Source organism: Streptomyces sp. NPDC003943 (assembly GCF_053605265.1).
Genome location: NZ_JBSGIW010000008.1, coordinates 11,865 through 25,869, shown reverse-complemented (window position 1 = coordinate 25,869; position 14,005 = coordinate 11,865). Strand labels below are relative to the sequence as shown.

Annotated in this window: 13 protein-coding genes; 3 read left to right on the top strand and 10 right to left on the bottom strand. The window is 72.8% G+C overall.

The window, feature by feature from the left end:
• Positions 1–95 precede the first annotated feature (95 nt).
• A complete protein-coding gene (gene pdxR, locus ACWEV0_RS05285) occupies positions 96–1,508 on the bottom strand; it encodes a MocR-like pyridoxine biosynthesis transcription factor PdxR (RefSeq protein WP_453146643.1) in 1,413 nt (470 codons plus the stop codon).
• Between the two features lie 47 nt (positions 1,509–1,555).
• On the opposite strand from pdxR, the gene ACWEV0_RS05280 reads away from it, so the two are divergent.
• Together ACWEV0_RS05280 and ACWEV0_RS05275 are read left to right on the top strand one after the other, a co-directional pair.
• Positions 1,556–2,095, top strand: coding sequence for a carboxymuconolactone decarboxylase family protein (locus tag ACWEV0_RS05280; RefSeq protein WP_453146641.1), 540 nt, complete (start codon positions 1,556–1,558; stop codon positions 2,093–2,095).
• Complete coding sequence (locus tag ACWEV0_RS05275; RefSeq protein WP_453146639.1) at positions 2,092–2,850, top strand: isocitrate lyase/PEP mutase family protein; 759 nt, start codon at positions 2,092–2,094, stop codon at positions 2,848–2,850. The genes ACWEV0_RS05280 and ACWEV0_RS05275 overlap by 4 nt, the downstream gene beginning before the upstream one ends.
• Here ACWEV0_RS05275 and ACWEV0_RS05270 read toward each other — a convergent pair.
• The 6 genes from ACWEV0_RS05270 to ACWEV0_RS05245 all read right to left on the bottom strand — a co-directional run bounded on the left by ACWEV0_RS05270 (position 2,834) and on the right by ACWEV0_RS05245 (position 8,889).
• The gene (locus tag ACWEV0_RS05270) at positions 2,834–3,559 is read right to left on the bottom strand and encodes a hypothetical protein (RefSeq protein WP_453146638.1); all 726 of its coding nucleotides are present in this window, start codon (positions 3,557–3,559) and stop codon (positions 2,834–2,836) included. The two genes, ACWEV0_RS05275 and ACWEV0_RS05270, sit on opposite strands and share 17 nt — an antisense overlap.
• Before the next feature lie 388 nt (positions 3,560–3,947).
• The gene (locus ACWEV0_RS05265) at positions 3,948–4,325 is read right to left on the bottom strand and encodes a hypothetical protein (RefSeq protein ID WP_453146636.1); all 378 of its coding nucleotides are present in this window, start codon (positions 4,323–4,325) and stop codon (positions 3,948–3,950) included.
• A complete protein-coding gene (locus ACWEV0_RS05260; protein ID WP_453146634.1) occupies positions 4,318–6,072 on the bottom strand; it encodes a hypothetical protein in 1,755 nt (584 codons plus the stop codon). Before ACWEV0_RS05260 ends, ACWEV0_RS05265 begins: the two co-directional genes overlap by 8 nt.
• A gap of 127 nt (positions 6,073–6,199) precedes the next feature.
• Positions 6,200–7,189: a malate dehydrogenase gene (locus tag ACWEV0_RS05255; protein ID WP_453146632.1), complete on the bottom strand. Its 990-nt coding sequence runs from the start codon at positions 7,187–7,189 to the stop codon at positions 6,200–6,202.
• A 354-nt stretch (positions 7,190–7,543) separates the two neighbouring features.
• The gene (locus ACWEV0_RS05250) at positions 7,544–8,128 is read right to left on the bottom strand and encodes a DUF3017 domain-containing protein (protein ID WP_453146793.1); all 585 of its coding nucleotides are present in this window, start codon (positions 8,126–8,128) and stop codon (positions 7,544–7,546) included.
• Entirely contained in the window at positions 8,029–8,889 is an 861-nt protein-coding gene (locus ACWEV0_RS05245) for a bifunctional methylenetetrahydrofolate dehydrogenase/methenyltetrahydrofolate cyclohydrolase (RefSeq protein WP_453146631.1), read from the bottom strand. Before ACWEV0_RS05245 ends, ACWEV0_RS05250 begins: the two co-directional genes overlap by 100 nt.
• Positions 8,890–9,179: 290 nt before the next feature.
• Here ACWEV0_RS05245 and ACWEV0_RS05240 point away from each other — a divergent pair, with 290 nt between their 5' ends.
• Positions 9,180–9,752 carry a hypothetical protein gene (locus ACWEV0_RS05240; protein ID WP_453146629.1) on the top strand — a complete coding sequence of 191 codons (573 nt, stop codon included), beginning with the start codon at positions 9,180–9,182 and terminating at the stop codon, positions 9,750–9,752.
• Between the two features lie 134 nt (positions 9,753–9,886).
• Here the strand turns inward: ACWEV0_RS05240 and ACWEV0_RS05235 are convergent, their stop codons facing one another.
• The 3 genes from ACWEV0_RS05235 to purN all read right to left on the bottom strand — a co-directional run bounded on the left by ACWEV0_RS05235 (position 9,887) and on the right by purN (position 13,730).
• Positions 9,887–11,353: a DUF2079 domain-containing protein gene (locus tag ACWEV0_RS05235; protein WP_453146627.1), complete on the bottom strand. Its 1,467-nt coding sequence runs from the start codon at positions 11,351–11,353 to the stop codon at positions 9,887–9,889.
• Positions 11,354–11,560: 207 nt separating this feature from the next.
• A complete protein-coding gene (gene purH, locus ACWEV0_RS05230; RefSeq protein ID WP_453146625.1) occupies positions 11,561–13,126 on the bottom strand; it encodes a bifunctional phosphoribosylaminoimidazolecarboxamide formyltransferase/IMP cyclohydrolase in 1,566 nt (521 codons plus the stop codon).
• Complete coding sequence (gene purN, locus ACWEV0_RS05225) at positions 13,110–13,730, bottom strand: phosphoribosylglycinamide formyltransferase (RefSeq protein ID WP_453146791.1); 621 nt, start codon at positions 13,728–13,730, stop codon at positions 13,110–13,112. The genes purH and purN overlap by 17 nt, the downstream gene beginning before the upstream one ends.
• Positions 13,731–14,005 lie beyond the last annotated feature (275 nt).

The window sequence follows — 14,005 nt, the reverse complement described above, 5'->3', positions numbered from 1 at the left end:
CGCCCGGAGGCCCCGGAGTCGCGGAGGCCGCGGAGGCGTCAGGCCCCGGATGCCCCGGAGTCGCGGAGGCCCGGTTCAGCCTCTTCCGCAGCCCGCTACGGCAGCACCCTGCACAGCGCCTCCAGCGCGCCCGCCCACGCGCTGTCCGTCGGTGTGCCGTAGCCGACCACCAGCGCGTCCTTCGTCACCGGCGTGTCCGGGTGGCGGAAGCGGTTGATGCCCATGACGGCGAGGCCCTGGAAGGCGGCGGAGCTGACGGTGGCGGCCTCGGTGCCCTCGGGGAGTTCGAGGACGGCGTGCAGACCGGCCGCGATGCCGCTCACCCGGGTGGCGGGCGAGGCCGCGGCGACGGCGGCCACCAGCTGGTCGCGGCGCCGCCGGTAGCGCAGCCGCATCGCGCGCACGTGCCGGTCGTACGCGCCCGAGCCGAGGAACTCCGCGAAGGTCAGCTGATCGGTCGCGGGCGACGCCCACTCGGCCCCGCCCTTCGCCGCCGCCACCTCCTCCGCCAGGTGCTCCGGCAGCACCATCCACGCCAGCCGCAGGCCCGGCGCGAGGGACTTGCTGGCCGTGCCCAGGTAGACGACGCGCTCCGGGTCGAGGCCCTGGAGCGCGCCGACGGGCTGGCGGTCGTAGCGGAACTCCCCGTCGTAGTCGTCCTCCAGGATCAGCCCGCCGGTGGCCCGCGCCCAGTCGACCGCCGCCGCCCGCCGGTCGGGGTGGAGCGCGCCGCCCATGGGGAACTGGTGGGCCGGGGTCATCAGGACCGCCCCGGCCCCGCTCATCGCCGCCAACTCCTCGGTCCGGGTGCCCCGTTCGTCGAAGGGCAGCGCCGGCATCCGCAGCCCCTCCCGGGCCAGCAGGTCCCAGTGGACGTCGAGGCCGTACGACTCGACGGCCACCTGCCGCACCCCGCGGTCCCGCAGCACCCGCCCCATCAGCATCAGCCCGTGCACGAAACCCGAGCAGACCACGATCCGTTCGGGCCGCGCGTATACGCCCCGGGCCCGCGCCAGGTACTCGGCGAGCACGGTGCGCAGTTCGATGCGGCCGCGCGGATCGCCGTAGCCGAACGCCTCGTTGGGCGCGGCCATCAGCGCCTTGCGGGCCGCCTTGAGCCAGTCGGCGCGCGGGAAGGTGGCGAGGTCGGGAGTGCCGGCCAGCAGGTTGTACGTGGGCGTCCCGGCCGCCTTCCGCGAGGCGACGGGAGCCGCCGTACGGCTCCGCTCCGGGCGGCGCGGCGCGGACCGCGGGGCCACCCGGGTCCCGGAGCCCTGCCGGGCGGTGAGCCAGCCCTCGGCGACCAGCTCCGCGTACGCGTCGGCGACGGTGTTCCGCGCCACCCCCAGGTCGGCGGCGAGCGAACGCGAGGACGGCAGCCGCGTCCCGGCCGCGAGCCGCCCGCTGCGCACCGCCTCCCGCAGCGCGTCCATCAGTCCGTGGCGCAAGCCCTGTCCGCCGAGGTCCAGATGCAGGTCGGCGCCGAAAGTGGCCCACTCGTTTGCCATGGAAATGGACCATACCCGGGCACCACCGGAACCGTACGGTGATCGTCATGACCACCACCGTGAACGGCACCCCGCAGAACCCGCAGCACTCGCAGGACGCGCAGCCCGGCTACGCGCACGAGCACCCCGCCCGGATCGCCTTCGCCGAGCTGCACCCGGACTTCTACAAGGCCATGGTCGGCCTGGAGATCGCCGCGTCGAAGCACGTCGACCCGGTCCTCTACGAGCTGATCAAGCTGCGCGCCTCGCAGATCAACAACTGCGCCTACTGCCTCGACATGCACACCAAGGACGCCCTCGCGGCGGGCGAGTCCGTGCAGCGGATCGTCCAGCTGTCCGCCTGGCGCGAGTCGCGCCACTTCTACACCGAGCGCGAGGCGGCCGCCCTGGCCCTGACCGAGGCCGTCACCGTCGTCACGGACGGCTTCGTGCCGGACGAGGTGTTCGCGGAGGCCGCCGAGCACTTCGACGAGGCGGAGCTCGCGCACGTCATCGGCGCGATCACGGTCATCAACTCGTGGAACCGGATCGCCGTCTCCACCCGCATGGTCCCGGGCCACTACACCGCCGGGATGTTCAAGCGATGACGGCCGACGTCCTGCGGGCCCTGCACCACGACCGGCCCGCCGACCGCCCGCTGGTCCTGCCGGGCCCGTGGGACGCCGCCTCCGCCCGCGTCTTCGCGGAGGCCGGCTTCCCGGCGCTGGCCACGCCCAGCGCGGGCATCGCCGCCGCGCTCGGGTACGAGGACGGGGACACGCCGGCCGACGAGATGTTCGCGGCCGTCGCCCGGATCGTCCGGTCCGTCTCCGTTCCGGTCACCGCCGACGTCGAGGACGGCTACGGCCTCGCGCCGGAGGAGCTGGTCGCGCGGGTCCTGGAGACCGGCGCCGTCGGCGTGAACCTGGAGGACTCCGACCGTACGGGGGTCGGTCGGGGCCGCCCGCTGCGCGACCCGCACGAGCAGGCCGAACGGCTCGCGGCGGTACGGGCGGCGGCCGGGCCCGCGCTCTTCGTGAACGCGCGCGTGGACACGTACCTGCACGGCGGGACCGTCGCCGAGGCCGCCGAACGCGCCCGCCTCTACACGGCGGCGGGCGCGGACTGCGTCTACCCGATCCTGGCGCCGGCCGCGGACCTGCCCGCGCTGCGGGCGGCCGGGGTCACCGGACCGCTCAACTTCCTGCGCCGGCCCGACGATCCGTCCTTCACCGAGCTCGGTCTGCTCGGCGCGACCCGGATCACCTTCGGGCCCGGCCTGCTCCGGCGCACCCTCGCGGGCGTCGGCGAGCTCGCGCAGCAGCTGCTGTCGGACCTGCTCCCGGTTACGAACCCGGCTTGAAGAACCTGAGGGCCGTGTCGATGGTCTCCCGCTGCTTGGGCCAGTCCGTCTCCGGCCCGGCGGCGAGGACCGCGTACTGCCTGCCGTCGCTGCCGGTGAACGCCCGGTCGACGACCTTCCGGCGGCCCTCCGTCCGGTCGTACGAGTAGACCAGCTCGGCCTCGTTCCCGTCCGTCCCGGTCCGTTCGAGGGCGAGCTCCTGGTAGCCGGGGTTCTTCTCGGCCAGGTCCCGGGAGGTCTGCTGGAGCGCCTCGTACGGGGTCAGGCCCGGCTCGTCGATCGTGAAGACCTGCACCAGGCTGGCCCCGTCGGGCGCGTTGTAGAACACGCTCGCCCCGGACGTGGTGCGGTTCCAGCCCTCGGGCACGGCGATCGTGAAGCCCGCGTCGTCCTCGACGAGCCGGAAGCCGGCGGGCGGCGCGCCCTCCGAGGGCGACGCGGACGGCGACCCGGATTCCGACGTGGACGGCCCGTCCGAACCGGTGGACGGCGCATCCGACGCGGTCACGCTGGGTGCGGCCGTCGGCCCCGGCCCCGTACCGCCGCCTCCGCCGTCGCGCCCCCACAGGAACCATCCCCCGACGCCCCCGGCGACAAGCACCGCCGCCACGGCGGCGGCCACGAGCACGTTGCGCGAGGGCCCGGACCGCGGCGCCGACGCGGCCGCGGGCGCTGCCCCGGGCAGGTAGGACGGCGGCGGAGGCGGCACGACGGGACCGTAGGCGGCCACGGGGCCGGACCCGGGGCCGTAACCGGGTACGGGCGCGGGGCCAGGCGCGTAGTCGGACACGGGCGCGGGGCCGGGTGCGTAGCCGGGCGGGGGCGCGGGCACCACGCCGGGCGCCGGAGCGGGTGCGGCTCCCGGCGCTGGTGCGGCTCCCGGCGCCGGTGCGGAGACGGGGCCGGCCGCAGCCCCGGCCGCCGGACCGGTAACGGGCGGCCGCCCAGGCGCCGTTCCCGTCTCCGGCCCCTGGCCCTCGCCCGCGACCACCGGCCCGGGCGCGGCCGGAGCCGGTGTCTTCGGTGCCGCCGGTGCGTCCGTCTCCCAGCTCTGCGACTCGTCGTTCCACCACGCCCCGCCCCCGTGCGTGCTCATCTCAGCCTCCGACCAGCGCGGCGACGGCCTGGGCGACGGCCGCGCCCGAGGCGAGGAGGCCGGTGAGGGCGTCGGCGTCCGCGAGGGCCTGCCGGAGGCGGGCGAGGCGGCCCGGGCCGGCGGCGCCGGTGCCTTCGATCTCGTCCTCGGCGTCGGAGAGTTCGGCGTCGAGCGCGGCCGTACGCTCCGAGGCGACGACGCGGGTCAGGTCGGCGCGGAGCTCGCGGATCGCCCGGAGCAGCTCCTCCTGCTGCGGGTCGCGGGCGGGCTCGGTGCCCTGCACCGTGTACGACACGGTGTTGTGGTCGCCGATGGTGACGTTGCCGCCGGTGTTGGTGACGTGAATGCCGCCGGGCACGGAGTTGTCGTTGTCAGCCACGGTCGCCTCCGGTCTTCGTGGTGGTGCCGGTGTTGAAGTTCTTGCTGGTGACGGTGTTGTGGTCGCCGATGGTGACGTTCCCCTTGGTGTTCTCGATGAACGTCCCGCCCTCCGCGACGTGCACGATCCTCTGCTCGAACTCGGCGGTCTCGTAGCCCGCCTCGCGCAGCGCGACGGTCACACCGCCCGCCACCCGGTCCTGAATGCTCTTCAGGTAGCGGCTGATGTCCATCTCCTGGAAGAGCGAGGCGTCGTCGTCGGAGCCCAGCTCGCGCACGGAGCACAACGGCCCCTCGGGCAGCGCGCCCGCGTGCCCGCCGGTGACGAGCCGCCAGACCTGGCCGAGGGCCCGCCACAGGGTGACCAGGGCCTGCCCGGCGGAGCGCGGGGTCTGGCCGAGGGCCCAGACGGCCTTGCCGAAGTAGTGGTTGTGCCGGTAGCGGTGGGCGATCCGGTCCGCGTCGCGGTACCACCGGTCGACCGGGCGCAGCACGTGCGGCGCGACCTCCAGCATCAGCATGCCGCCCTGGGTGTGGACGCGGACGAAGACCGTGGTGACGACCTCCTCGCCCCAGCCGCCGACGCGGATCCGCAGGAAGTGGCGGCGGGTCTCGCCGCCCTCCTCGATCGCGCCGGAGCGGTGCAGCTCGAAGCCCTCGGGGGTGTACGGGGCGGCGGCGCGGCTCGGCAGTCCGTCGACCGGCAGGAAGACGACCTCGTCGATCTCCAGGGCGCGCAGCCGGTCGCGCACGGCGGCCTGGATCTCCGGGGAGCCGTGCGGGGAGGGCACCCGGAGGCCCTCCAGGAGCGGGACGATGTGCCGCATGATCGCGCTGTTGTCGAGCGGCTCGGGCGCGCGGCCCTCCAGGTCCTTGCGGGGGCGCAGTTCGACGGAGAGCGACCAGGGCTCGTACGGCTCGCCGGCGCCGCAGAACGGGTTCTCCGAGTCGTACATGACGAGCCGGGAGTGCTGCTCGATGCGTATCCGGTCGCGCAGGCGCCGGAACCGGGCGCCCTGGGCCTGCTCGGCGGGGTCGCCGGCGAGGTCGGCGAAGCGTTTGGCGTGCAGCTCCTGCGTGAGCGAGCGGGCGAACTGGCCGCGCTGCACCGCCACCGCCCAGGCGATCAGGAGCGGCACGGCGATGGTGATCCAGGCTTCCAGCCTGCCGATGCCCCACAGCTCCTCGGCGGCGCCGGCGGCGGCGAGGGCGAAGGCTCCGCTCGTGTCGTCGAGGCCGCTGAGGAACTCCCAGCGGGTCTCCTCGCCGGCGAAGGCGAGGACGAGGAGGAGCAGTGCGGACTGGAGGAAGCTCAGCCGTCCGTACCAGCGCAGGAGGAAGGCGGGGACGGTGCGGTAGTACGGCGCGTTCGCGGCGCGGCCGCGGATCCAGCGGGCGATGCCCAGCAGGACGTACGGGAGGGCCAGGAGCAGGGCCAGGCCCTTGGTGAGCGGGAAGGCGATGATCCAGAGCGCGAGGATCGCGGCGGACCAGGCGAGTTCGATACGGCGGGCGCGCAGGGCGTGGGCGAGGACCCGGGCGGCGTCGATGCCGAGCGAGGGCGCGGTGACGCGCTCCTCGTGGATGTAGAGCTGCTCGATGACGTCGTCGCGGAAGGCGTCGTCGAGGTATGTGCCGGCGCAGAGCAGCCGGGTGGCCTCGCTGGCGCTCGGATTGCCGCGCAGGTCGACGGCGGCGGTGCCGTGCGGCGGCGGACCTGGCTGGTGCGGTACGAACGACTGTGTCAATGCTCCCCCGAGGTCCCGAACTGTCCGAATATTCCGCCGAGTTGGCGAAACCGAGGAGCCAGCATAGAACGCACGACGCCCCCGGCCGAATGGGCCGGGGGCGTCGGGTGACGCTATGTCAGCAGGCTCAGATGAGGCCGAGCTCGCGGACCGCGTCGCGCTCCTCGACGAGCTCGTTGACCGAGGCGTCGATGCGGGCGCGGGAGAACTCGTTGATCTCCAGGCCCTGGACGATCTCGTACTTGCCGTCCTTGCAGGTGACCGGGAAGGAGGAGATCAGGCCCTCCGGGACGCCGTAGGAGCCGTCGGACGGAACGCCCATGGAGGTCCAGTCGCCCTCGGCGGTGCCGTTGACCCACGTGTAGACGTGGTCGATGGCGGCGTTGGCGGCGGAGGCGGCGGAGGACGCGCCACGGGCGTCGATGATCGCGGCGCCGCGCTTGGCGACGGTCGGGATGAAGGTGTCGGCCAGCCACGCCTGGTCGTTGACGGCCTCGGCGGCGTTCTTGCCGGCGATCTCCGCGTGGAAGATGTCCGGGTACTGGGTCGCGGAGTGGTTGCCCCAGATGGTGACGCGCTTGATGTCCTCGACCGAGGAGCCGGTCTTCTGGGCCAGCTGCGTCAGCGCGCGGTTGTGGTCCAGGCGGGTCATCGCGGTGAAGCGCTCGGCCGGGACGCCCTTGGCGGCCGACTGGGCGATCAGGGCGTTGGTGTTGGCCGGGTTGCCGACGACCAGGACCTTGATGTCGTCCGCGGCGTGCGCGGCGATGGCCTCGCCCTGCGGCTTGAAGATGCCGCCGTTGGCGGCGAGCAGGTCACCGCGCTCCATGCCCGGGCCGCGCGGGCGGGCGCCGACGAGCAGGCCGATGTTGGCGCCCTCGAAGCCCTGGTTGGGGTTGTCGAAGATGTCGATGCCCTTGAGCAGCGGGAAGGCGCAGTCGTCGAGCTCCATGGCGGTGCCCTCGGCGGCCTTGACGCCCTGCGGGATCTCCAGGAGGCGCAGCTTGACCGGCACGTCCGCGCCGAGCAGGTGGCCGGAGGCGATGCGGAAGAGCAGCGCGTAGCCGATCTGGCCGGCCGCGCCGGTCACGGTGACATTCACGGGAGTGCGGGTCATGGCGATCTCCAGAAGACAGCTGGCGGTGGGGGTCCCTTACCCCTGGTGCTGGACGTCTCCCCTTGATCGATCGATGTCTCGACGTGAAGAGATATCCAGCGATCAGGCTATCGGACCCGGGCCCCTGTGCACCCCCACCCCCTTGTGGTGCGGCTCACTGCCACCCGGACCACTCCGGTAACGGGCCAAGTACCGGAATGGTCACTTCCGTCACCTCCATGCCACAAGGGCCCGGTGGACCTTGATCCGCCATTGGCACGTACATGACCCTTGAACGCGACGGCGCCCGTCCTCCCACGGGGGAGAGGACGGGCGCCGTCGCCGCTTCGGCGGATGCCGGGCCGGCCGCCGGTCTCAGCTGACCGTCAGATGGAGGACGTCCTCCAGGAACGGGATCCGCAGCCACGGCTCGGGCTGCACCATCAGCGCGAGCAGCACGATCAGGGCGCCCATCACCCCGTACGTGATCATGTCGGTGAACCGCGAGCGCACCGCCAGCATCCCCACCGACGGCAGCACCCGCCGCAGCACCGAGCCGGTCAGCAGCGCCGCCCCGATCAGCAGGGTGCCGACGCGGAAGGACTGCGCGAACAGGTCGGTGCCGGTGACGAGCAGGCCGAGCGCGGCCATGCCGAGCACGGTGAGCAGCGGCCACTGCCGGGCCGGTGCCGGCGCGTCGCCGGGCGCCGCGCGGCCGCCGCCCTCGGGGCGGGCGGTCGTCGTGGTGAGCTTCGCCCGCGGGTGACGGCGCGAGGCGGACGTGCCCTCGCCGCCCTCCCCGCCGCCTTCCCCGCCCGTCGGCTCCTCCGCGGCCTCGGGGGCTTCGGCGGAGGACACGGTCAGCGGACCCCGGCCGCGCGCTCGGCGGCCTCGACGACGTTGACCAGGAGCTGCGCGCGGGTCATCGGGCCCACGCCGCCCGGGTTCGGGGAGATCCAGCCGGCGACCTCGGCGACGCCCGGGTGCACGTCGCCGACGATCTTGCCGTCGCCGTTGCGCGAGACGCCGACGTCGAGCACGGCCGCGCCCGGCTTCACGTCCTCCGGCTTGATCAGGTGCCCGACACCGGCCGCGGCGACGATGATGTCGGCGCGCTTCAGGTGGGCCGACAGGTCCTTGGTGCCGGTGTGGCACTGGGTCACGGTGGCGTTCTCGGAACGGCGGGTCAGCAACAGCGGCATCGGGCGCCCGATGGTGACGCCGCGGCCGACGACCACGACCTCCGCGCCGGCGATCTCCACGCCGTAGCGGCGCAGCAGCGTGATGACGCCGTTCGGCGTGCAGGGCAGCGGGGCGGGCTCGTTGAGGACGAGCCGGCCGAGGTTCATCGGGTGCAGACCGTCGGCGTCCTTGGCCGGGTCCATCAGCTCCAGGATGCGGTTCTCGTCGATGCCCTTGGGCAGCGGCAGCTGCACGATGTAACCGGTGCAGGCCGGGTCCTCGTTGAGCTCGCGGACGACCGCCTCGATCTCCTCCTGGCTTGCCGTCTCGGGCAGTTCGCGCTGGATCGACGCGATGCCGACCTCGGCGCAGTCACGGTGCTTTCCGGCCACGTACTTGCGGCTGCCCGGGTCGTCGCCGACCAGGATCGTGCCGAGTCCGGGCGTCACGCCCCGCTCCTTGAGGGCCGCCACGCGGACGGTCAGATCGGACTTGATCGCGGCTGCGGTGGCCTTGCCATCGAGAATCTGGGCGCTCATGCCGCCATCCTCCCGGATGACCCCCGCCGGATTCCAATTCGGTCTTGCCTTCGCCGTCCGTCGTCGCCCGTCGGCCTCCTAACCGGAGCGGCAGATTGCAACTGCACAACTCCAGCGCGTATCGCGGCCTATCGACTGGACAAGAAGTCGCCATTGTGACGACGATGATCCGCGCAAAGCCGCGGGCAGTGCCGGGGGGCAAAACCGCTCATACGTTGTGAAATACGTGCTGAACACTCCTCCGCGCGGGCCGCGTCGTCCCCGCAGGAAAACAACGGAGGAACTCCTCGATGAGCTTCGGCGACCCGAACAACCCGTACGGCCAGCAGCCGCAGGGCCAGCAGCCCGGCTACGGCTACCCGCAGCAGGCCCCCCAGGGCGTCCCGCCGCAGCAGGGTTACGGCTACCCGGCCGCCCCGGCGTACGGCGCCCCCGGCTACGGCGTCCCGATGGAGATGCCGGGCGGTGTCAAGGCTGCCCGCGTGATGCTGTGGATCATGGGTGGCCTCCAGGTGCTCGGCGCCATCGGCCTCGTCGTGATGTCGTCCATGATCGGCAACATCGACACCTCCTCGGCGTCGACGTCCGACGCCGAGGCGTTCAACTCCCTCGGCACGGGCCTGTTCATCGGCATGGGCGTGCTGGTGCTGGTCTTCGCCGCCATCTCGATGACCCTCGCCGCCAAGTTCAAGTCCGGCGGCAACGGCGTCCGTGTCTGCACGATCGTGTACGGCGCGTTCATCGTCCTGGGTGGCCTCACCTCGCTGCCCACCGGCATCGTCGGCCTCGTGCTCGGCATCCTGATCATCGTCTTCGTCTCGAAGGCGGACGGCGCTGCCTGGTTCAAGCGCCAGCAGTTCTGACCGTCCTGATCCGGCAGTCGTGATCCGGCAGTCCTGATCCGGCTGCCCTGCCGGTCCTGCGCGAAGGGGCCCGGTTCCATGAGGAACCGGGCCCCTTCCGCGTACGTACGCGCCCGTGCGCGTACGCCGACGGCTCAGACCCGCCGCAGCACCACGAACTGGCCCTGCTGCGCCGTCACCTCGTACCGGGCCCCGGGGTGCAGCTGGCCCGCCAGGCCGACCGGGTCGGTGACCGGCTGGGACCAGCCCGAGTCGAGGTCGAGCGCGATGTAGTCGGGGCGGACGCCCGGCGCGCCGCCGACCCAGTAGACGGTGTGGTCGCCGGTCAGATGGGCCATGAGCGTCACGTTCGTCTCCACGCTGGTGCCCGCCGGCACCGCCCCGACCGCCCGCCGCGCGTCCAGGACGCGGGCGTCCGTCGCGTACGTCTCGGAGCGGAACAGCTCCCGCAGCGGCATGTCCAGGGCGTGCACGAGCGCGATCGCCGTGACGACGGGGACGACGACCTTCCCGTACGAGACGAGCCAGGGGCGTGGCGAGGTGCGGACGGCCCGGACCGCGTCGACCAGGGCGAGGAAGACCACCGGCATGAGGATGGCGCTGTAGTGCCAGAACATGCCCCAGTGGTTCGGGTCCTGGGAGAGGAAGCGCCAGCCGAGCGTGGGCAGCACGAGCAGCATCAGCGGGGAACGCAGGCACAGGAAGCCGGTGATGCCGACGAGGAAGAGCAGCATCTCCCACTTCTCGCCGTGGCCGAAGGCGCCGACGATCGAGTCGAGCGCCGACACGTCCGCACCCGCGCCGGTCTTGTCGATCTTGGCCCAGTAGTCGTACTGCCCGGCCTTGCTGGCGGCCGGGATGAGGACGAGCACGGTGAGTGCGAAGAAGGCCGTGCCGAAGGCGGCGAGGGAGGCGCCGAGGCGCTTCTGGCCCTTCACGAAGAGGACCGCGCCGACCATCGCGACGGTCAGGCCCATGTCCTCCTTCACGAGGACGAGCGGCGCGGCCCAGGCGGCCGCCTGGTTCCAGCGCCCGAGGAGCAGGGCCCGGCAGCTCAGGGCGAGCAGCGGGACGGCGAAGGCGATCTCGTGGAAGTCGGACTTGACGGCCTCCTGGAGCCCCCAGGAGAGCCCGTACGCGACCGTGAGGGCGATGCCCGTGGCGCGGCTGCCGAGCACCTGCTGCGCGGTGCGGCCGACGATCGCGGCGGAGGCGGCGAAGAGCGCGGCCTGCGCGAGGAGGAGGGCGAGCGGGGAGGACCACAGCCAGTACAGCGGCGCGAGGAGCGCGGTCACCGGGCTGAAGTGGTCCCCGAGTATGAGGAAGCCGGGCCCCTTGATGTCGACGATCGGGGCGCGCAGCTCCGCGTAGGCCCTGACGGACTGCTCGAAGATCCCGAGGTCCCAGGAGGGCGTGCGGAACCGCTCGTACTGGATCCAGGAGTAGAGGAAGTACAGCGCGCCGAGCACCGTGGCGATCGCCGCGTACGGAAGGACGCGCGCGGGCGCGGGCGCGGCCACGTCCGGCGGCGCGGCGGCGGCCTCGTCAGCAGACCTGCGGGCGGAGGGCACCGCTGCCGACCCGTTCTGCACTTCCAACACCGCGCGCCCCCATGGACCAGCCGCCGACCGACAAAGAGCGTTCCATTAGAACAGAGTCACCCGGTCGGCGGAGTGCCGCGAGCAGGCCGGCGGCCCGCCCGCGGCACTGCGCAGGCCCGTACCTGTGCGGGCCCACGCCGTCGCGCGGGCCCGCGGACCGATCAGCGGACCGATCAGGGACCGGTCAGTCGACCGATCAGGGACCGGTCAGTGGAAGAAGTGGCGCGTGCCGGTGAAGTACATCGTCACGCCCGCCTTCTGCGCGGCCTCGATCACCAGCTCGTCACGGACCGAGCCGCCCGGCTGCACGACCGCCTTCACGCCGGCCGCGGTGAGGATCTCCAGGCCGTCGGGGAACGGGAAGAAGGCGTCCGAGGCGGCGTACGAGCCGCGGGCCCGCTCCTCGCCGGCCCGCTCGACGGCCAGCTTGGCGGAGTCGACGCGGTTGACCTGGCCCATGCCGACGCCGACCGACGCGCCGTCCTTGGCGAGCAGGATCGCGTTGGACTTCACCGCGCGGCAGGCCTTCCAGGCGAAGGCGAGCTCGGCGAGCTCGGCCTCCGACAGGGCCTCGCCGGTGGCGAGGGTCCAGTTGGCCGGGTCGTCGCCGTCGGCCTGCAGGCGGTCGGTGACCTGGAGGAGGGCGCCGCCGTCGATCGGCTTGACCTCGACCGGGTTGCTCGGGGCACCCTCGGCGCGCAGCACGCGGATGTTCTTCTTCCTGGCGAGGATCTCGACCGCGCCGTCCTCGTAGCCGGGGGCCACGATGACCTCGGTGAAGATCTCGGCGACCTGCTCGGCCATCTCGACCGACACCGGACGGTTGACGGCGATGACGCCGCCGAACGCGGACAGCGGGTCGCAGGCGTGCGCCTTGCGGTGCGCCTCGGCGACGTCGGCGCCGACCGCGATGCCGCACGGGTTGGCGTGCTTGATGATCGCGACGGCCGGCTCGGCGTGGTCGTACGCGGCCCGGCGCGCGGCGTCGGTGTCCGTGTAGTTGTTGTAGGACATCTCCTTGCCGTGCAGCTGCTCGGCCTCGGCGAGGCCGCCGGTGCCGTCGACGTAGAGCGCGGCGCCCTGGTGCGGGTTCTCGCCGTAGCGCAGGACGTTGTTCCGCTCGTACGTGGCGCCGAGGAAGTCGGGGAAGCCCGAGTCGTCGGCGGCGGCGTAGTCGGCGGCGAACCAGGACGCCACGGCCACGTCGTAGGCGGCGGTGTGCTGGAACGCCTCGGCGGCGAGCCGCTTGCGGGCGGCCAGGTCGAAGCCGCCGGCCTGGACGGCGGCGAGCACGTCGGCGTACCGCTCCGGGCTGGTGACGATCGCCACGGACGGGTGGTTCTTGGCGGCGGCGCGGACCATCGACGGGCCGCCGATGTCGATCTGCTCGACGCACTCGTCCGGCGTGGCGCCGGAGGCGACGGTCTCGCGGAACGGGTACAGGTTCACGACGACCAGGTCGAAGGGCTCGACGCCGAGCTCGGCGAGCTGCGCGCGGTGCGACTCCAGGCGCAGGTCGGCGAGGATGCCGGCGTGCACGCGCGGGTGCAGCGTCTTGACGCGGCCGTCCAGGCACTCGGGGAAGCCGGTCAGCTCCTCGACCTTGGTGACCGGGACGCCGGCCGCGGCGATCTTCGACGCGGTGGAGCCGGTGGAGACCAGCTCGACGCCGGCCTCGTGCAGACCACGGGCCAGCTCTTCGAGCCCCGTCTTGTCGTAGACGCTGACCAGCGCGCGGCGGATGGGCTTAACGGTGTCAGTGCTCACCGACATGAACCTTTCGTCCCTCAATGCTGTAGCCGTTGTGGGCGAGTCGCCCCACGACCTCGACGAGCAGCGACCGCTCGACGTCCTTGATGCGCTCGTGGAGCGCGGCCTCATCGTCCTCGTCCCGCACCTCGACCACGCCCTGGGCGATGATCGGGCCGGTGTCGACGCCGTCGTCGACGAAGTGGACGGTGCATCCGGTGACCTTGGCCCCGTAGGCGAGTGCGTCGCGCACGCCGTGGGCACCGGGAAAACTGGGGAGGAGCGCCGGGTGGGTGTTGACGACCCGGCCGCCGAAGCGGGCGAGGAACTCCTTGCCGACGATCTTCATGAAACCGGCCGAGACGACGAGCTCCGGCTCGTACGCGGCGGTGGCCTCGGTCAGGGCGCGGTCCCACTCCTCGCGGGTCGCGAAGTCCTTGACCCGGCACACGAAGGTGGGAAGCCCGGCGCGCTCGGCCCGCTCCAGACCGGCGATCCCGTCGCGGTCGGCGCCGACGGCGACGATCTCGGCTCCGTAGCCCTCGGGGTCGGCGGCGATCGCGTCGAGCAGGGCCTGGAGGTTCGTGCCGGAGCCGGAGACCAGGACGACGAGGCGGGCGGCAGCCACTGCGGTCACTCTTTCCGTGGTGTTTGTACGGTCGTACGAACGAATCGCGTCCCTCGATACGGGGAACCCTACGAAGGGCCCGACCGTCAGCAACGATACCGGCACTCCGGAAGGCCCCCACGGGACGGGGGCGTGACCGGGCGGTAGCGTCAGGGGCCGAGGGCCCGCCGGAACGGGCCGGACCGGGGCCGCACGAGGGCCGAAGCCGCGTACGACATACCGTCCAGAACGCGTCCAGAACGCGTATGACAGACCGTCGACAGACAGAGGGAAGA

What these genes read in the sequence shown, in the direction of transcription:
- pdxR (WP_453146643.1), bottom strand. Translation starts at nt 1,508, where the DNA reads ATGGCAAACGAGTGGGCCACTTTCGGCGCCGACCTGCATCTGGACCTC.
- ACWEV0_RS05280 (WP_453146641.1), top strand. Translation starts at nt 1,556, where the DNA reads ATGACCACCACCGTGAACGGCACCCCGCAGAACCCGCAGCACTCGCAG.
- ACWEV0_RS05275 (WP_453146639.1), top strand. Translation starts at nt 2,092, where the DNA reads ATGACGGCCGACGTCCTGCGGGCCCTGCACCACGACCGGCCCGCCGAC.
- ACWEV0_RS05255 (WP_453146632.1), bottom strand. Translation starts at nt 7,189, where the DNA reads ATGACCCGCACTCCCGTGAATGTCACCGTGACCGGCGCGGCCGGCCAG.
- ACWEV0_RS05245 (WP_453146631.1), bottom strand. Translation starts at nt 8,889, where the DNA reads ATGAGCGCCCAGATTCTCGATGGCAAGGCCACCGCAGCCGCGATCAAG.
- ACWEV0_RS05240 (WP_453146629.1), top strand. Translation starts at nt 9,180, where the DNA reads ATGAGCTTCGGCGACCCGAACAACCCGTACGGCCAGCAGCCGCAGGGC.
- purH (WP_453146625.1), bottom strand. Translation starts at nt 13,126, where the DNA reads ATGTCGGTGAGCACTGACACCGTTAAGCCCATCCGCCGCGCGCTGGTC.